This is a genomic window from Methanosarcina barkeri MS (assembly GCF_000970025.1).
GTDB lineage: Archaea > Halobacteriota > Methanosarcinia > Methanosarcinales > Methanosarcinaceae > Methanosarcina > Methanosarcina barkeri.
Genome location: NZ_CP009528.1, coordinates 486242 through 504623 on the forward strand (window position 1 = coordinate 486242; position 18382 = coordinate 504623).

Annotated in this window: 14 protein-coding genes and 1 pseudogene; 7 read left to right on the forward strand and 8 right to left on the reverse strand. The window is 37.8% G+C overall.

Annotation, left to right across the window (positions count from 1 at the left end; genetic code table 11):
* Positions 1-81: 81 nt before the first annotated feature.
* Positions 82-1074, reverse strand: a complete 993-nt coding sequence (locus MSBRM_RS02090) for an IS701 family transposase (protein WP_048155834.1) — start codon at positions 1072-1074, stop codon at positions 82-84.
* A gap of 435 nt (positions 1075-1509) precedes the next feature.
* Between MSBRM_RS02090 and MSBRM_RS02095 the strand changes: the two genes are divergently transcribed.
* Positions 1510-2007: an inorganic diphosphatase gene (locus MSBRM_RS02095; protein WP_048120210.1), complete on the forward strand. Its 498-nt coding sequence runs from the start codon at positions 1510-1512 to the stop codon at positions 2005-2007.
* Between the two features lie 155 nt (positions 2008-2162).
* Here the strand turns inward: MSBRM_RS02095 and MSBRM_RS02100 are convergent, their stop codons facing one another.
* The 3 genes from MSBRM_RS02100 to MSBRM_RS02110 form a co-directional block, all read right to left on the reverse strand.
* Entirely contained in the window at positions 2163-2996 is an 834-nt protein-coding gene (locus MSBRM_RS02100; RefSeq protein WP_218104553.1) for an SDR family NAD(P)-dependent oxidoreductase, read from the reverse strand.
* A gap of 139 nt (positions 2997-3135) precedes the next feature.
* Positions 3136-3603 carry a hypothetical protein gene (locus tag MSBRM_RS02105; RefSeq protein ID WP_048154359.1) on the reverse strand — a complete coding sequence of 156 codons (468 nt, stop codon included), beginning with the start codon at positions 3601-3603 and terminating at the stop codon, positions 3136-3138.
* A gap of 3 nt (positions 3604-3606) precedes the next feature.
* Positions 3607-6006: a DUF362 domain-containing protein gene (locus tag MSBRM_RS02110; protein ID WP_080941542.1), complete on the reverse strand. Its 2400-nt coding sequence runs from the start codon at positions 6004-6006 to the stop codon at positions 3607-3609.
* 334 nt (positions 6007-6340) lie between these two features.
* On the opposite strand from MSBRM_RS02110, the pseudogene MSBRM_RS21975 reads away from it, so the two are divergent.
* Positions 6341-6454 (forward strand): annotated as a pseudogene (locus MSBRM_RS21975) (hypothetical protein); the annotation flags it as partial.
* Between the two features lie 67 nt (positions 6455-6521).
* Here MSBRM_RS21975 and MSBRM_RS21605 read toward each other — a convergent pair.
* Complete coding sequence (locus MSBRM_RS21605; protein ID WP_255361911.1) at positions 6522-6644, reverse strand: hypothetical protein; 123 nt, start codon at positions 6642-6644, stop codon at positions 6522-6524.
* Between MSBRM_RS21605 and MSBRM_RS20735 the strand changes: the two genes are divergently transcribed.
* The 3 genes from MSBRM_RS20735 to MSBRM_RS02130 all read left to right on the forward strand — a co-directional run bounded on the left by MSBRM_RS20735 (position 6637) and on the right by MSBRM_RS02130 (position 10281).
* Entirely contained in the window at positions 6637-6918 is a 282-nt protein-coding gene (locus MSBRM_RS20735; RefSeq protein ID WP_162488868.1) for an acetoacetate decarboxylase family protein, read from the forward strand. The two genes, MSBRM_RS21605 and MSBRM_RS20735, sit on opposite strands and share 8 nt — an antisense overlap.
* A 739-nt stretch (positions 6919-7657) precedes the next feature.
* Complete coding sequence (locus MSBRM_RS02120; RefSeq protein ID WP_048120204.1) at positions 7658-8473, forward strand: hypothetical protein; 816 nt, start codon at positions 7658-7660, stop codon at positions 8471-8473.
* Between the two features lie 1046 nt (positions 8474-9519).
* Entirely contained in the window at positions 9520-10281 is a 762-nt protein-coding gene (locus tag MSBRM_RS02130) for an MEDS domain-containing protein (protein ID WP_052712656.1), read from the forward strand.
* On the opposite strand, the gene MSBRM_RS02135 is transcribed toward MSBRM_RS02130, so the two are convergent.
* Entirely contained in the window at positions 10273-11265 is a 993-nt protein-coding gene (locus MSBRM_RS02135; RefSeq protein WP_048155834.1) for an IS701 family transposase, read from the reverse strand. The two genes, MSBRM_RS02130 and MSBRM_RS02135, sit on opposite strands and share 9 nt — an antisense overlap.
* A 73-nt stretch (positions 11266-11338) precedes the next feature.
* On the opposite strand from MSBRM_RS02135, the gene MSBRM_RS02140 reads away from it, so the two are divergent.
* The gene (locus MSBRM_RS02140; RefSeq protein WP_255361941.1) at positions 11339-12778 is read left to right on the forward strand and encodes a sensor histidine kinase; all 1440 of its coding nucleotides are present in this window, start codon (positions 11339-11341) and stop codon (positions 12776-12778) included.
* Positions 12779-13271: 493 nt separating this feature from the next.
* Positions 13272-13949, forward strand: coding sequence for a pentapeptide repeat-containing protein (locus MSBRM_RS02145; RefSeq protein ID WP_052712658.1), 678 nt, complete (start codon positions 13272-13274; stop codon positions 13947-13949).
* Positions 13950-15103: 1154 nt separating this feature from the next.
* On the opposite strand, the gene MSBRM_RS19915 is transcribed toward MSBRM_RS02145, so the two are convergent.
* Positions 15104-15592, reverse strand: coding sequence for a glycosyl hydrolase family 28-related protein (locus MSBRM_RS19915; protein ID WP_048154368.1), 489 nt, complete (start codon positions 15590-15592; stop codon positions 15104-15106).
* 281 nt (positions 15593-15873) lie between these two features.
* On the reverse strand, positions 15874-18195 hold the full coding sequence (locus tag MSBRM_RS02160) for a hypothetical protein (RefSeq protein ID WP_141706404.1): 2322 nt from the start codon (positions 18193-18195) through the stop codon (positions 15874-15876).
* Positions 18196-18382 lie beyond the last annotated feature (187 nt).

The following is an 18382-nucleotide window of genomic DNA, read 5'->3' on the forward strand; positions in this document are numbered from 1 at the left end:
ATCAATCTTTTTGAATAATCGTTAGGAGTTACGCAGTTGGCTCCTAGCATATTGTTTTTTCCAAACTTTCAAATATTTGAATTAATTTAACGTGTATTGGGGATTCCTTAAGTATTCTGTCACTGCCACTCTTCTAATTTTCATAGCACTTTCAAACCAGGATATTCCACTTTTGATTCTTTGTAATTCCAGTCTAAGAAAAGCTCTTAATGAGAACATTATATGTGCTCTTTGTGATTCTTCCTTTCTTGCCTGACATTTTTCGACACCACAGAACTGTTTTATTCCCCTATGATATTCCTCAATTTTCCATGACTTCTTTGCCAAATCTTCACGTTTTGCTTCATCCATCTCTTGCACATCTGTAACCCAGTGTTGCGTGTCTCCATTTTTTGAAACTATCCTAAACACCTTTACAAATCCATATGCTTTGAGGTGAACCACACGTCCTTTTGGAGGAATATCTACTGTTTCAAGTGGCACATTTCCCTTGTTGTCAGGATTTACCAAACGATTATTTTTCAATCTTGTAAGGAAATGCCACTCTTTCTGTCTAATGGCTTTAAGGTTTTTCACACTTGCATACCATGTATCAAATAAAACGAATTTGGGATTAAAACCACGTTCTTCGGCCTTGTCAAGCATATCACGGAAATGGTCATTCTTTGTTTTGTCGTCTACATCGATGTTATAAATTCGAAAATCGATAGGTATAACGGTTGTACCGTCAGTCCAAACTAAGGTAACCAGGCCTATTCCCTTTACAGTACGATGATGTTTTCCACTCCACATACGACGAACAAAAGCAATTTCTTCTGCGTATGGTTTATCTAATGTTGAATCATCAACAATTAGGTATCCTCCCTTAAGCTTGACATAACTTTTTACTTCCTCCCATAGTGCTTCCGTGTCTGGAGGTTGCCTTTGAAGGCAACGAGTAAAAGCATCATGAGAAGGAGCATTAGCTATGTCTGGATAACATCTAGCAGCTTCAGTACAGCTAAAAACGTTAGAAGCCGCAATGAGAAAATTAATGTAGTCAATGTCGGTACACTTAGGTGGATTTATGTCCATAACTCCGTACGTTTTTAGAGAAACACTAAGCCATAAGTATATTTATAAAGATATCAAGTTTTCGGCATTTTAACTGCGTAAGTCCTAAATCGTGTTTTTATTAGTTAAAGCTGATGTTATTCTGCAGGCATGACAGATCCAAGATTGGGAATCAATACAATTTTAAGAATCAAACCCTGAAAAACAGAAAATATTTTCTTGGTATCACACTGTCTATTTTAATTTATATTCATTTCATTCAGACTTGATATTACCAAACTTCCACAATGGATTTTTTTCCGCATTGTTTTCGGTTTTTCCTTTCATATTAAGAAAATTAATTCATAAGGTCATGTTTTAATAGTATGACCCTATCAGGGGACATAGTCTATGAACTCATAAATAATCACAATCATAAAAAGCAATAACAAGCAGGAGTAAAAAGGAAGTGACGGTATGACGGAAAGACAGGTTGAAAGCGTACTTATAGAGATCCCGAAAGGAAGCCGGAATAAATATGAATACGATAAAGAGAAAAAAGTGATTAAATACGACCGAATGCTTTTTTCTTCAATGGTATATCCCTCAGACTATGGTTTTTTCCCAAACACCCTGGCCCTTGACGGTGATCCTTTAGATGCCATGGTTTTAACCTGGGAACCTACATTTCCGGGATGTATAATAGATGTACATCTTGTGGCACTATTTGACATGGAAGATGATAAAGGAAGAGATCAAAAAATACTCTGTGTTCCAAAGAATGACCCTATGTGGAATTATATTGAGACAGTTGAGCAGGTTCCACCTCATCTATTTAAGGAGATTACTAACTTTTTCCAAACTTATAAAAATTTAGAAGAAAAACGCGTGAAGGTTATCGGTTGGAAAGACCTCGAAACAGCAGTCACTATACTTCAGGAAGCTAAAGATCGATATATCGAACAAAAGAAATAAGAACAAAAGAAATAAAATCATCAGTGAGGGCTTAAGCTCTATAATTTGTCCAGCTAAGTGACCCTTAAAAATTTATTGCTTTTATAGTCTTGCCTATGCCCGGAGACAGATCTTCCTCATTGAGCTTGGTAAAGTCCCACTCTGATTCAACTACCTCAGCTCCTCTGTCTTTTTGACCACTCTATCCGTCGATCATGAGCCATTTTCAGCAGGAAATCTTCTGCGGCTTCAGATAAATTACAGTATTCATGCCAAAGCCATCCGCATGGTTGCTCTGGCACTACAATTATTCCTTTTTTATCCGCAACACCCTGAAGGATTATCTGTGCGGCTTCTTCAGCTGGAATTGCATCTTCAGGGGCTTTTATCTCTTCATGAACTGGACCCAGTATAGGCTTTTTCCAGATCCGTGAAACGACAGCTGCGGGACATGTAACTGAAAAATGAATGCCTTCTTCAGCAAATTCGTACCGCATGCTTTCACTCATCCCAACAACTGCATACTTGGTAGCGCAATAAAGAGACTGGAATGGGAAAGGTATCAGTCCTGCAAGTGAAGCCGTGTTAACAATATGCCCTCCACCCTGAAGACGCATAAATGGCAACGCGGCATTAATTCCGTATATAACGCTCCAGAGATTGACATCAATAATAGATCGCCAGTGTTCAAGCGTAGCGTCAACAGTCGGCATCGTACCTCCAATTCCCGCATTATTAAATAGAAAGTCAATTCTACCTTCCGCGGCAACCGTATCCTGAATAGCTTTATCCACCTCCGGCTGTTTTGTCACATCAACAAGCAGAATTCGAATCTGTTCGGCATATGAATCAAGAGTCTTAGCCGCTGATTCCAGACTTTCCGCATTTCGACCAGCCATGAAGACTATTGCTCCCTTTTTCAGAAGCTCTTCACTTATCGCATACCCGATTCCGGAATTTGCACCGGTTACCAGACAATATTTATCCTTGAAATATTCATCATTCCCCACTTTCATTCCCCACTTTCATTCCCCACTTTCATTCCCCACTTTCATTCCCCACTTTCATTCCCCACTTTCATTCCCCATTCTACTTTTCACGTTTCTCTTTCGATTGATTCTTTTTGACTTACTTTACTTTATATGAGGGTTAAGACTCACACTGCCTAATTATCGCCAGAGTAGCTACTACATAGGCAACAGGCCCTGTATAAATCCCCTTGAACAGTGCCACTCTGTTTACAGAAAGCTCCGTGATGTCGAATAAAAAGAACATGGAAATGGTTAAAGTCACCATGACCAATACGGTACAGATGAACAGCACCGTGCCCAGTAATACCCCTCTCCTCGGCAACCTTGACAGTATCGGCCCGGGCTGGGGCAGGTTTTCATCTTTGAATCGGCCAGCACGAAGTTGACGATTAATATCAGCTGCCGAGAAGACCGCCACAAGCCAGGTCATCACGATTGAAGTGATTATCGTATCAACCACAATTCCGGATAAGGCAACGGTATCCACGTTCCTGTTGATGAAAAATGCCAGGAGAGGGTTTACCACCATGTTAATCAGGGCGGCTGCCAGGGCCTGTTTCTGGATATACGAATCTATCGAATCCAAGAATCACCATACCTCCGCCCCGCCGTCAAAGTGAGCAGTGAAGACCTTGCCTGGATCCTCTGTCTCCTCTACATTGGGGATCCTGCGTGCTTCCAGGCTCCCATATCCCGCAGGGACATACAGTGTGAAGCCGAGAGGATCTGCGCCCTCATAGACAGCCTTAAAGTAGTTTTTAATAGAAGCTGGATCGCTGACCAATTGATTTGTGCTTCCGGTATAGGCTCCTCCATTTCGAGTTTTATCTGCATACTGGAATGCTGTGCCGTATAGAGATTGGAAGTTGATAGTCTCAGGTGACTGGGAACCATAGATACTGTTAGTGAGCTTGATATGGGTAGCCAGCTGCCAGCTAGGCCATATGCCTTTGCCCCAGATCATTCCCGGAACGAAGGGGTCTTCACCACCCTCTTCCCGTGACATCTCAAAGGCCAGGGTTGCCGTCCACACGAGCGCATGCTCCTGCGCAAAATCATGCCCTCCAGGGTTCCAGTTTTTATTTGTGGGCTTGAGGCTGATTTCGGCAATAGTATAGAAATTCCCTCTGAGCTGGCCGTATTCTTCTGTTGCCATAATATCAAAGTAGTGGCTCATCATTCTGAAAAACGGAATCCAGATTCCTTTCCGCCCGTTTTCGTCGTAATCTATTATCCCGTCATTATTCTCATCGAAGCCGTCCATGAATTCCTTTAAAAGTGAGGAGCCGGTCAGCTTATCGTGAGCCTCTGCATAACTCAGCAGAGTCTTCTGCATGTCCCATAGCATGCATGAAGGGTTATAATACATCGTTTTCGTCATTAGCTCAAGGAATTTCTTGTCCTCTATCCTTCCCAGGTGACCCTCCAGGGAAGCCAGTGGTGTCTCTGTAAGGGCGTCCCAGCCGACGACATAGTATTTCTGCTGCCCCACACCTCTCGCTTCAGCATAATGGTACAGGTTGTACCTGAAAAGAGGTGAATCGAGGTCTTCCTCGGTTGCGATATTTTTTCCGTCAATTATTGCTACGGGTACGTGGTGTACAAACTCTGTGGGCCAGCCGTTTTCATCCTTGAGCTTCAATGCTTCACGCATAGGTACCGTTTTGAAACAGTATCTGGCGCAGAGGAGGTCGATAGCCACACAGTCCAGGGACGCCCAGACGTAACCTTCAGGAATTTTAACAGATGTTCCATTCCCTTCGTGGTTGATATTAATCATATCTATTCCGTCAATTACATGCACCATGAATATGTTCTGTGCCTGTACTGCCCTGATAACGTCCACCTGAGTCCCTGGCATTCCTGCGGTTTTTGTTGTGATGTATTCTCCTTTCTCATCTCTTACAGGCAGGTTGGTATCGTCATCCATCTTTACTACCCAGGGCATATGCGGTAGCCCACCTTTGAAAGATGGGAATCTGGACGGGCACGCATATTTCCATTTCATATCACCACTGCCAGGATCGCAGGGAGCCTGCGTGGGGTAAAGGCCGATACCAAGGTTCTTGGTAGCATTTGTGAGAAGGTCCTGAGCATGGATCTTCATCTTTGGGACATTAATAAGGATGCACCCGGGATAGTCTTTCAAGTCGTTACTGTCCCCCGGCTCCCCACCGACTATCACCTTGTGCAGTGTGATCTCTTTATAGTTATCCCCCTCCGGGACTGCGACTGTCCTGCCCCTTGAAGTGTCTTCGTCAAGTTTGTTCAGGTCATAGACCATCAGCCGGTTTCCGGCTTTTCCTGGCGGGAAGAACCTTCCGGCAACGCTGTCCTCGTAGCCTCTCATAGGGTCGTCTTCATGGGATGAAGGGTGTCGTTCGGAAAGGTACTTGCGGACAAAGAAAAAACCCCACCCTCCGTAGAAATCCTCACTCTTTCCTTCAAAAAGGGCTTCTGTGGCGATGTCCTTTCCGGAGGCTAACCTGAGAGAGATTGTCAACCCCAGGACAGCAGTTGAAGCCTCCCCAAGAGCCATCTGATGATAGTGTATGTCAAGCCTGTCATGGAACCACCTCATCAGGGCGGCTATCAGAGACCAATCGGTACAGATGGGAGCCCCCAGACCTTCGCCATGTGTCCCTGCGTCAATAGCGGTTGGGTTTACCAGGTTAGGCTTGAATAACAATTTTTTTCCGTCCTGTATCTGCGATTTCACCTTGCTGGCGAACCCCGTCTCTCGGTCCAGCCCACCCAGAGAATGATCAAGATTGGCGTAAATATAATCGATTCTTTCAACTATCTCCGCCCAGGCTGCGGTATTATTCTCATCTATTACTTTCTGGAGCAAAACCGGAATTCCGGCATAGGTCTTTGAGACATCCATCCTGCTGCCAGCGACCGGTGATCCTTCAGAATCGACTTTTCTCTTTCCAAGTTGCGAATCGACAACTGCACCTTTTGAAGTTTCTTCATTTATGACACTCATCTTTTCCCCCCACTCATGCAAAGTGGATAAAGTGGCATTAAACACTTCTCGATAACACGACAAAGATTTCTCAATAAAAAGGCAGATTCAAGGCCTTATGTTGACTATCGTGAGATCTCTTTTTTACTCCCTTTGACCTTTTTTACTGTATATCCGCGATATCCGGTTATTTTTTACATGTATTCTCAACGGAATTTAATATACCATATTATATGTAATATGGTATATTTTATGTCTTTTATGATATCCTAAAAATAATACTAAATGTTTTCATATTAGATATTTAATGCCTGAGCTAAACATCTCATCCAGTCAATTTCGAGAAATCGACTGGATGGCGGGAAGAGCGTATAATTTATTCCAGGCCAGTGTACCGGTCCGTTTTAATGGAAAACGTGGCCAGCTTGAAGGGAATTTTGTTCTGGTAATCTTGGAGAGTAAAACCGTGCCGATACTCAGGGGCAGGGAACAGATCGGCATGCCAAAAATCGATGTCGATATCGAGGATCTGCATATCATTCGGCCGAACTACTACACCAGCGCCAGTACGAAGGAAACACATCTCTGCGTCTGGAAATGCTCGGGGCAAAGCCTGTTGATGGGGAAACACTGGCACAGATGCAGGCGTCTATGGCCACAATCAACGCCCTTGGATGGCGTTACATCCCAAAAGTCGACGTTCTCGGAGCGGACTTAAGCCAGCCCATCCTGTTTCCGCAGGGTGCCGAGGTTCATAGCACCTGGACAGGGAATGGCACTGTCAAATGGACACAATTGAGCTGGGAGCAGAACCCGGGACAGTGGCATATCATCAAGGCACCGGCAGAGCTGCCTATTTTCGAGATAGCTCCAGTCATCATGTCGAAAGGTATTGTCGTTTTGAAAACCAATAACTGGCGTGTTCTCAAATAACTGGAAATCGAATAACTGGAAATATACCTGCTACAATCTGCAGATTTTTTTTACTTTTTGCAGGATGACTCGTAAATAAAAACATTTTATGAGTATACCAGCATTCGAAGCTCCTGTGAAATATATAAAGAACCTTTCGGAATTCAAACATCATGTTTTAAAGTCCTCGATAAGTATTTAGTCATTAATTTAAGGTTCTTTAAGGTTTTATAAATAGAATAAAGCTTTTTTTCAAAATTAAATCTCTTTAAATCCTTTATTCCCGAAAGTAACTTTATATTTTTGCCAGCTCATTTAAGGACTGTCAGCGGATCAATAGTCTGAAGACAATCAAAAATACGGAAATAAATGTAATAATGGAAAACCCAGACAAGAAAACGTAAAACAACTGAAAAACCAGGCAAGAAACCCACTAAAATAAAGCAAGAAAATCACTGAAAAACCAGCAAGAAAATCACCGAAAAACCAGCAAGAAAACAACTGAAAAACCAGGCAAGAAACCCACTAAAATAAAGCAAGAAAATCACTGAAAAACCAGCAAGAAACCCACTAAATAAAGCAAGAAAATCACCGAAAAACCAACAAGAAAACAACTGAAATCAAGTAAGAAAATCACCGAAAAACCAGGCAAGAAAACCACTATAAAATCAGACAACAGAACAATTCAATACAAGATCACTAGCTCGAAAAACAGAACTAACGAAAAAAATAGAGATTGAAGTCAATAACGGAGTACGCTATGAAAGTAAAAACAAAAGTGTTAAACTCAATTTACCGTTTTACAGCGGTAATGATAGTATTATGCATTCTTCCTTTAGGCGCTTTTGCTTCGGAAAACAAACCTGTATTTACTCCTGGAGAGAACATAACTGAAGAAAATTTTACTGATGTCCGAGAGGAAATGCTTGATTCCATTAGCGAACAAATTTCTGAACTTCAGAGTTTCTATACTAATGTAAGCGAAGCTTCCAGTGCATCCGACCTTCAGGAAGTCCTGTCAAGTCAGAAATGTGCAGGCATACCTGATGGAATGAATATGGGACCTGATAGAATGAACCATGTTCTCTGTGGGATGCCTGGATTATTTGACATCACCAAGGTTGAGAACGTAACTGACGATAACTACACTGAGGTTCAGGCCGAGATGGTTAGTTCCCTTGGAAATATGACTGAAACACTTAACGATCAGCTGGACAACACGACTGATGAAAATATGACTGCGATGCTCAATGAACAAGTAACTGATCTTGACAACCTGTCCAGCGAAATAAGTTCAGCATCCAGTGCAGAAGAACTTCAAAATGTTGTATTCACCTATTTGCAAACCCAGGCTACCGACTCACTCAAAATGGAAATCGAACACCTTGAAGAGATGGCAAGTGAAAGTGGGAACACAACCGATGAGAATATGAGTGAGAGCCTTAGCATCAGGATCACAGAACTCAATGGTCTAATAGAAGATATCAACGGAGCAGAGTCACTCGAAGACCTTATGGAAATCATGTCCTCTGCTCAGGGAATGCCTGGAATGGGATCTGGAGGTCCGATGCATTAATAAGGCGAAAAGCGACTTCCCAATGAATTTTTGGAAGGACGCTTGAAAACAGCTCCAAGAACAACACTGAAGCTTAAACTTATACATATTTGATGGATCGATTCAATTAAGATGAAATTGATACGAATCGGAGACCGAAGATTAAAAAGGAGATGATATGCAGATCTCTACCTTCCTCTTTCGAAGCAACCTACGTTAAATCCCAAAATAGTCAAGGAGATGATATGAAGGATCTCTATAACATACTAAATACCGTACTACTAAATACCGTACTACTAAATACCATACTACTAAATACCATACTACTAAATACCATACTACTAAATACCATACTACTAAATACCATACTACTAAATAACATAGGCAAATTTCAAAAAATTACACCTAAATTTTGCAGTATTGTTGAATGTAAATTATACCTCCGTCATATGGTTCAGCCAAACATATGAAAAAAATTTCTGAGGGACTATTAAAAAGCATGATGGCTGAACCCCTCCATCAATGAAAGTTTTGCGATGACTTCTAAATCCTTTTTGTATTTTTAGTAATCGATAATTACAAAATGTTATTGAAAAATTTGGCATCTTTAAATTGACGGACTGGAACACAATATTCCTTGTATTAACAATAGTAATACATGGCGTCATCAGTGAGGACTCGGTCAAGCTATTCAATACAGCCGATTAGTAGAGGTAGGTTATGATTTTGATCCCAGGTCATTTGAGGATGTACTTACCAAGCCTGAATGCGATAGTTGTCGTGTAATCCCAGTGTTCCTGCGGGCTTTTTGGCAAGTTCTTCCTTCAGTAAGGCTGCCTCGATAACGAAATATATCTAAAGAAATTATTATTCTATAATAAGTAATACAGAGACTTAATTATACAGTCATGTTTATATAAATAAATCTTTATATTACTACTTGAATTCTATAAATTATTCTTGCAAGAAGAATTTTAAGCCATTTTTGAGCCAGGTAAGACATTAAATAAAGCAATAATGTTGAGAAGAGAGTCTTTTGACTTTACACCTGATTATCAAAGAATAACATGAGAAGCGGCAACAGAATTTCTGGTATTGATATTATTGGAAACGTACAGTGGGGAATACATTTCTGCCAGTTCTACAGGACAAAAGAAGATTTGATGGATATACTTGTTCCTTATTTCAAAGCAGGGCTTGAAAATAATGAGTACTGTTTATGGGCCATATCAGAACCTGTAGATGAAGAAGAAGCAAAAGAAGCTTTGAAAGTGGTTATTCCTGATATTGGCGCTTATTTAGAAAACGGGCAAATCGACATTGTTCCCTATTCTTGCTGGCATGTAGAAGAAGATGTTTTAGATCCACAAACAGTATTTAACTACTTGACTGAAAAAACCAGTAAGGCTCTCGCTAGTGGATACGATGGTTTGAGGTATAGTGGAAACAGTTTTTCTGGTCACGAAAAATTACTGGACTCTGCTATAGGCAAGTATTCAATGATGGTTCTTTGCACTTATCCAATTGACAAATACAGTGCAGTTGAAATTCTTGACATTATCACAAATCACCAGTTTGCTTTGACTAAAAAAGAAGATAAGTGGGAGCAGATAGAATATTCCTGTCAGAAAAATACTAAGGAATGCAGGCAGGTTGAGGACGCGCTGAGTGCGAGTGAAGAGCGTTTTTGTACTCTGGTGACGGCAAGTTCAGAAATGGTATATCGCGTGAGCCCGGACTGGAGCGAGATGCGTTATCTTTTAGGAGTTACGCAGTTGGCTCCTAGCATATTGTTTTTTCCAAACTTTCAAATATTTGAATTAATTTAACGTGTATTGGGGATTCCTTAAGTATTCTGTCACTGCCACTCTTCTAATTTTCATAGCACTTTCAAACCAGGATATTCCACTTTTGATTCTTTGTAATTCCAGTCTAAGAAAAGCTCTTAATGAGAACATTATATGTGCTCTTTGTGATTCTTCCTTTCTTGCCTGACATTTTTCGACACCACAGAACTGTTTTATTCCCCTATGATATTCCTCAATTTTCCATGACTTCTTTGCCAAATCTTCACGTTTTGCTTCATCCATCTCTTGCACATCTGTAACCCAGTGTTGCGTGTCTCCATTTTTTGAAACTATCCTAAACACCTTTACAAATCCATATGCTTTGAGGTGAACCACACGTCCTTTTGGAGGAATATCTACTGTTTCAAGTGGCACATTTCCCTTGTTGTCAGGATTTACCAAACGATTATTTTTCAATCTTGTAAGGAAATGCCACTCTTTCTGTCTAATGGCTTTAAGGTTTTTCACACTTGCATACCATGTATCAAATAAAACGAATTTGGGATTAAAACCACGTTCTTCGGCCTTGTCAAGCATATCACGGAAATGGTCATTCTTTGTTTTGTCGTCTACATCGATGTTATAAATTCGAAAATCGATAGGTATAACGGTTGTACCGTCAGTCCAAACTAAGGTAACCAGGCCTATTCCCTTTACAGTACGATGATGTTTTCCACTCCACATACGACGAACAAAAGCAATTTCTTCTGCGTATGGTTTATCTAATGTTGAATCATCAACAATTAGGTATCCTCCCTTAAGCTTGACATAACTTTTTACTTCCTCCCATAGTGCTTCCGTGTCTGGAGGTTGCCTTTGAAGGCAACGAGTAAAAGCATCATGAGAAGGAGCATTAGCTATGTCTGGATAACATCTAGCAGCTTCAGTACAGCTAAAAACGTTAGAAGCCGCAATGAGAAAATTAATGTAGTCAATGTCGGTACACTTAGGTGGATTTATGTCCATAACTCCGTACGTTTTTAGAGAAACACTAAGCCATAAGTATATTTATAAAGATATCAAGTTTTCGGCATTTTAACTGCGTAAGTCCTATCTTTATGGTCGAGGTTTTCTTGTCAATACGGAAAGCCCAAATCGTAACTGGCTTCAGGAATATGTTCCTCCGGAAGATCAAACGCATGTAATGGCAGTCATCAATGAAGCTATTCGGACAAAGAGCACTTACGAACTGGAACACAGGGTCCGTCTAGCAGACGGCAGTTTGGGATGGATTTTCTCGCGTGCGGTTCCGATGCTGAATGCGAATGGCGAGATTGTTGAATGGTTTGGTACCGCCAGTGACATCACAGAGCGCAAAAAAGTGGAAGCTAAACTGAAAGACACACTCGATAATTTAGATAAACTGGTTAAAGAACGTACAGTAGAACTTCAGAATGCTTATGATTCATTGAAACAGAGTGAAAAAAGTCTTGCAGAAGCTCAAGAAATAGCTCATCTTGGAAACTGGGAAATGGACTTTGCAAGCAATGAATTTCGTTGGTCTGACGAAATGTATCGTATTTTTAGACTTACGCCGCAAGAACTGAAAGTAAATTATGGTATCTTCTTAAGTTATGTGCATCTGGATGATCGAAACTGTATAAATAATGCCGCTAAGGATGCATTGAATGGAAAGCCTGCTGATTTTGATTTCAGGATAATTCTAGCGAATGGAGAAGAACGCATAGTTCATGCAAAATCTGAAGTTGTTTTCGATGAGAATAATAATCCTGTTCGGGTTAGAGGAACAACTCAAGATATAACAGAGCATAAAAAGGCAGAAGAAGCTCTTGCAAAGGTAGAACAAATCCGCATAAAGGAAATTCACCACAGGATTAAGAATAACCTGCAGGTAATCTCATCCTTACTCGATCTTCAATCAGAAACATTTTCTAACCGTAAAATTTGTAAAACTCAGGAAGTTGTTGAGGCTTTTAGAGAAAGTCAGGATCGTGTAGCTTCGATGGCTCTTATTCACGAAGAGCTGTACAAAGGAGATAATATCGATACCCTTGACTTTGCAGCTTATCTAAATAAACTAACTGAAGATCTTTTCAATTCATATGATCTTGGAATTAAAAGTATCAGGTTGAAGTTGAACCTTGACCAGATATATCTTGGCATGGATACTGCAATCCCTCTTGGAATTATTGTAAATGAGCTAGTTACAAATTCTTTTAAGCATGCTTTTCCTGAAGGACGGAAAGGAGAAATCCGGGTGAATCTTCGCAGAAATGAAACTTCTGCTGCTCAGAGTGAGATGTCCAGTCCAGATAAAGGTTGCAAAGATAGCTTCAATTACATATTAGAAGTATCGGATGATGGAAAAGGAATTCCAAAAGTGATAGTCAATAAGAGTTCAAATTCCCTTGGACTCCAGCTAGTAAACATTCTTGTTGAGCAAATAGACGGCTGTTTAGAAATTAAAAGTGGTATCGGTACGCAATTCACCATCTGGTTTAACAATATGGGAATATAAAACCACTATCTTCATTTAAGAATGATAATTTAAAAGACGGCTAATAAATCTGTACTTAATACTGGTTTACTTGCAATTCAACGAATTTATTTGTACTAAGATGACTATTTTTCATAAATGTTGTTTATTTCTAATTATTTCATATATCGTGTACGGGTAACCCACTATGCCACTTTAACCCAGAATTTATTTCACTTTACTCGATCATTCTTCCCTACTAAAAAGAAGTTGGAATTCACTCAATACTTAACTTTTGCATTGTCTGCTATTATAGTCTGCTATTATTATAGTCTGCTATTATAGTCTGGTGTTATATCATGTATCAAACTATAAAATTATTTAAAAGCTGTAATCTTATTTTAGGATACAACAAGTAAAGGCTGAATCAAAGCCAAAGTAAATTCAATAAAACATCACAGATCACACTTTGAGAAGTAGAAACTATTTTCCCGGAATAGTAATGTTTATTTTAATTTAGAGCAGATTTACTTTTATGGGTATATCGGGGAAAACACACCTTAGGGGAGCTAATCTTATAGGAGCTAAACTTCAAGGAGCGGACTTTCAAGAGGCTGACCTTGTAAAAACTAACCTTGAAGGAGCTGATCTTCGGGGAGCTAACCTTAAAAAGGCTGACCTTCGAGGAGCCAATCTTTCAGATACTCACCTTCTTGAAGGTAAAGGAGCTAATCTTCAAGAGGCTAACCTTCAAGAAGCTAATCTACAGGGAGCTAGTCTTGTAAAAACTAATCTTGAAAAGGCTAACCTTGAAAGGGCTAATCTTCAACTGGCAAACCTTCATCTGGCTAATCTTAAAGGAGCTAACCTTAAAAGAGCGAACTTTCAAGTGGCTAATCTCGAGGGAGCTTACCTTCAGGGAACTAATCTTGAAGAGGCTGACCTATATGGAGCTGGTCTTCAAGAGGCAAATCTTCAAGAAGCTAACCTTAGAGGCGCTAATCTCTATGGGGCAGACCTTCACAAAGCCTATCTTCTGAGAGCTAATCTTGAGGGAGCTAAACTTGAAGGAGCTAACCTCACTAGAGTTCATGATTTATCTATTGATCAAGCTTCTAAAGTGAAAACACTTTATAATGCAAAATTAGACGAAGAAATCCTGATTCCGTTAAAGGAGAAATATCCTGCCTTATTTAGAGGACCCGAGGAATGAGGAGAGATTCAACATATTTCTACATATAAAATTTATATATATTTTTCTTTGGACTGAATGCTTTTAAAGATTTATAGCTAATTTTAGCTAGTAAGAGTCTGTATTTGCATTTGTAGTTTCTATGTAATTCTAAGCTACTGATGTTCTTTCTAGTGTCTTATTACGTTGTAAACTCAATGAAACATCACTGTTTTTTCCAGTCTTCTGATAGCTTTTCGATTTAGCAACTTTTTGATAAATTGTGGGAACTTAATACTATTAAGAATAAATTTTTTAAGAATGATGCCAATTAATACTGGACTTTCTGGTTGCTTTGGTCGGTGGTCAGAAAGTCTAAGAAATTGGTAACCGCGACCAGTAGGTGAATTGACATAGCCACCGATTTGACGATGGAGCTTATCTTCTGTTTGCATTATCTTATATTGATCAATGCAAGTTTGAAACAAATAGATAAGACCATCGCTCTGGTTAAGCAGATAAAAGAAAAACTGTGAGCCTGATCAGTTTTTCCCGAAAAACCGATAATTTGGAAAGAGTGAAATAAATCTTTCCAATTTATCATCCATTTGCTTAACTAATTAAGTGTTTAACCAATTATTTATCTAAAAGAATTTGTCTAAAATAATAAGAGAATAAGCTTTTAAGCATCAAAAGCGTATTATAAACTCGAAGTGGCTATGTTAATTCGTTTGGTTCCGCTCAAATAGACCAACTGCAGAGATGCAGGATTTGAGCGGAAAATCCTAACGGTATGATTCTCTTTTCTTTAAATTTTTTCCGAAATTTCTATCATAGTTTTTGTTTTTCGTATTATAAATGATAATTCAAAAATTTACAAAAGTGCCCCAGTAATTATTAAATATTGAAATGTCACTACCGCCCACTTTCCGCAGTAATTTTCGTAAATTCATGTTTTTACTGCTATCGATTTTCAATCAAACGTGTAATTGGACTTTTATGTAGTAGGTAAAAGCAACTATGTGGTGTATTTAGAGGCAAAAAACGATATCATTCAATTTTCACCAAATACCACTAAAAATCCAAATTATTTGCACTTGTTCAAAACCGCTATCAGGAAAAATATTGATTTTCGAAAAAATACTGCGGAATGTAGGCTACTGGATGACCATGCGCCAAAACTGTCATGTCCAGGTTTACGCACTGTATTGCATTTTTAAGTCATGAATGACTACATTTGAACAGCCAGACAGGTAAACTCTTTTTTCATGCTCCCTACACTTGTTGCTTGCTGCATACATTTTACTTAAAGATCCCCAACTACCATCAATTAAAAAATTTGAAATTTCAATATCAGTAATACCATTACAGTTAATTATATTTTGAGTTGCAAAATTAGAGCCAGGATCGTCACAATAGATTACTGTCGCACCAATCCCATTTCCTTTAAGAGCTACTTCTGATTTCATGATTATGGGTGAACTTATGTGAAATGTAGTTGATTCAAGCTGTACAGTATCTCCTGAATTCGCTGATTGTATGGCAGCGTTAATAACATTCTGGTCGTCTGAGCCTGTAAGATTAAAGGAAGTTCCTGGATCTACATTAATAATTGCACCTGAACAATTTTCAGAAGAAAAACATATAAATAAAAGTAGAGAAATTATAAGGTTTTTAGGTTCCATACTGATCACTAATCTTCATATAATTTTACTCTTTTATATTTTTTATTTTCACCGCCTTTTTATTATCAAAGTTAAAAGACAGGTTTCAAAATTAGTTACAGTCGTCTATCATTATGTTGTTGATGTTTTCATGATTAATTTTTCAGTGCTAGAAATGTCTTATGTTTTGTGCATCAAGCATGCCATTAACCTTGCTGAATTGCAATTTTTTCTTGTGAAGCTAATAAAGAAATAGATGAAAAACTTTAATATACATCCTAAAAGTTTTTCATCGAATATGTTCAAAAAGAAAGAGTACATATTAGTTCTCTTTCTTTTTTCTGTATCTCTTTACATCTTAATTCTTCTTCTATCTCAGTGTATTTATTTATTAGTTTGTAATATTCAATTGCAAACGAAAATTTGAATGACCTAAAAACTTCATTAATTGCAGTTTCTTCATACTTGTTTTTAGGAGTCATTTTCTTATCATGATCTTTGCAACATGTCTCACAAAAACAAACTTCACCTTTATCATGATCCATCTTCTTACCAGCCCATTGATGGATCATCTTGGAATCGGGAGTTTTATCTTTGTCTTTATATAATAGTCTATAGCTAACTTTTTCATTTGCAACGATATCAATATCTAAAAACTCAGTCGGATATTCACTTACTTTTTTACGATCCTTAACTTCTAATCTTCCAAATGATTGAGCAGTATCACAAAAAGCTAATAAAAAGGCCATCGGAAAAGATTCAAATGAGATCCAAGTTGACCCATCTTTACTTAAACCTTTTTCCCTCAAACCCTTGTAAACTTCAGGATTATGCAGCGAAATCGCAAGAGCAGCATATAGGCTCTCATTATAGTTTTTATATGGTACTTCTCTCGAGGCATGGATTAGTAAAAGAGCACTTAAAACTCCATGATCATGAAGACTAATCATTGCATTTAAGTAATTTTGAAGCAATAAACATGTATTTGTGCCATACTTACTAGAGAAAAATTTTAATAAATCACATATATGCTGTGAAAACGAATTCTCATTGGTTAATAATTTTTCCCAATCGAATTTAACCTTAAAAGGATAACCTAAAAGATTTAAGAAAAAATTTTCTAGTTCTTGATCAAGTTTTTGTAATATATACGCAAAATCATGATAAAAAGCTGTCAAAAACCATATTCTTAAGACATCAGCATCAGAAATCTCATACAATTTTTTATCCTTTTCACAGTCCTTTTCATACTGGGTTTTGTTATTTCTCAATATCCAATTCATACTTTCACTGATACTCGATTTAAAATTATCAATACCCAATTCATTTATAATTATATACCCAGTAACAAAAACATGAAATTGATGCATAAAATGGTCTCTATACCTATCCAATCCTGAAAGTAGTAATTCTTCATGCTTTTTGAATTGATCTAGGTTATATTCAAAATAGTGAGTTATTTCTTCATTCAAGCCAAGTTTAGTACCAATTCCCTTTACATAATGGATAACCCTTCTCAAAATTTCTTCATATCCAACATATTCATTTCTTTTTAATACTAAAAATAAGTGTAAAGTTGATTGGTATATTTGATAATTAGTAGGGTGAACAGGTTTACCTGAAATTGGTTTTTTTGTTGAATCTAACTGTTCCACTTTGTCTTTTGGACCTGGAAACTTCATTTTTTTCAGATTTTCTAACAAACAAGCACCATTGAAAAGAGAGTCATAAGAGTTTTCTTGAAATAATTTTTTTGAGGACTTTATAAGTTTAACTAATAAAGGAATATAACTTTGTACAGCTTTGAATTTAGGATCATTTTCGGTATACTTATAATGATAATGATCCAGGTTACATCCACAGTCTAAGTTATCAAGAAACCTTCTTTCTTCTGGAGTAGGTTCACATTTCTTATAATTTTCAGCTTTTAAGACACCAATCGTATTGTTTTTTTCATCCACTAATGGAAAACCTAGTAACAGCTGACAAGGTTGTGCGGCTATGCTTTTATTTCGATTTGAAAAAGCAACACTTGAATGTTCTTCAATTTCTTTGTGGCAGTTATAAATTTGTCTTGGATGCTTATCTCTAACCAAGTAGGCCGTCAGACCCTCACCTAAAATTACTTCATTTTTATTTAATTCTTTAAAAAGCACATACTTAGCTGGTCTGTTTTCATAATTTATATTCCAGCCTTCGACATCATCTTTTTTTGCTATATCTATAAACTTCAAAATATCTATAGATTTTAGAATATCATCATCAAAATATGAATCGTAATTAACAGTTAATTTATCATTACTAGCTGAATTAACTTCATTATCTAACTCATGACGTTTAAAGTATAATTCATAACGTCTTAAGTATGGTGGAAGTATTAGTTCATCTTTTTCTTTCTGCTCAAATTCTTGTTCATTTTTTCTCACTTTTTCAGCAATGTATTTAGATCTGATGATCTTTATTCTTTGTGTTAAACAACATGATTTTTCATAGTCATCCATTTCTTCATTTATTAAGTATAAATAACAGGTATCAGTACCAAGTATTTCTCTAAAAAGTTCAAGAAACTCATGAATAGTAGACTTTATTTTGCTCACATTATTTCCATCTGCTTTATCCATCATTGCCTCTCCTTCTAAAAAGGACTATATTTATATTCTCCATCTTATAAATTCCATTTCTTTTAATTGACTCAGTTACCACTTTTTCAAAGACATATATATTACTTTCGTAAAAATTTCAATTAATAATAAAATATTTTTATAATATTTTTTATTAGTCATACAATCGATATATTCAACCATTTTTTAT

Excerpts from the sequence above, each read along its gene's own strand:
- MSBRM_RS02130 (WP_052712656.1), top strand. The coding sequence starts at position 9,520 with ATGAGAAGCGGCAACAGAATTTCTGGTATTGATATTATTGGAAACGTA.
- MSBRM_RS19915 (WP_048154368.1), bottom strand. The coding sequence starts at position 15,592 with ATGGAACCTAAAAACCTTATAATTTCTCTACTTTTATTTATATGTTTT.
- MSBRM_RS02090 (WP_048155834.1), bottom strand. The coding sequence starts at position 1,074 with ATGGACATAAATCCACCTAAGTGTACCGACATTGACTACATTAATTTT.
- MSBRM_RS02145 (WP_052712658.1), top strand. The coding sequence starts at position 13,272 with ATGGGTATATCGGGGAAAACACACCTTAGGGGAGCTAATCTTATAGGA.
- MSBRM_RS02135 (WP_048155834.1), bottom strand. The coding sequence starts at position 11,265 with ATGGACATAAATCCACCTAAGTGTACCGACATTGACTACATTAATTTT.
- MSBRM_RS02160 (WP_141706404.1), bottom strand. The coding sequence starts at position 18,195 with ATGATGGATAAAGCAGATGGAAATAATGTGAGCAAAATAAAGTCTACT.
- MSBRM_RS02095 (WP_048120210.1), top strand. The coding sequence starts at position 1,510 with ATGACGGAAAGACAGGTTGAAAGCGTACTTATAGAGATCCCGAAAGGA.
- MSBRM_RS02120 (WP_048120204.1), top strand. The coding sequence starts at position 7,658 with ATGAAAGTAAAAACAAAAGTGTTAAACTCAATTTACCGTTTTACAGCG.
- MSBRM_RS02110 (WP_080941542.1), bottom strand. The coding sequence starts at position 6,006 with ATGAGTGTCATAAATGAAGAAACTTCAAAAGGTGCAGTTGTCGATTCG.
- MSBRM_RS20735 (WP_162488868.1), top strand. The coding sequence starts at position 6,637 with ATGGCCACAATCAACGCCCTTGGATGGCGTTACATCCCAAAAGTCGAC.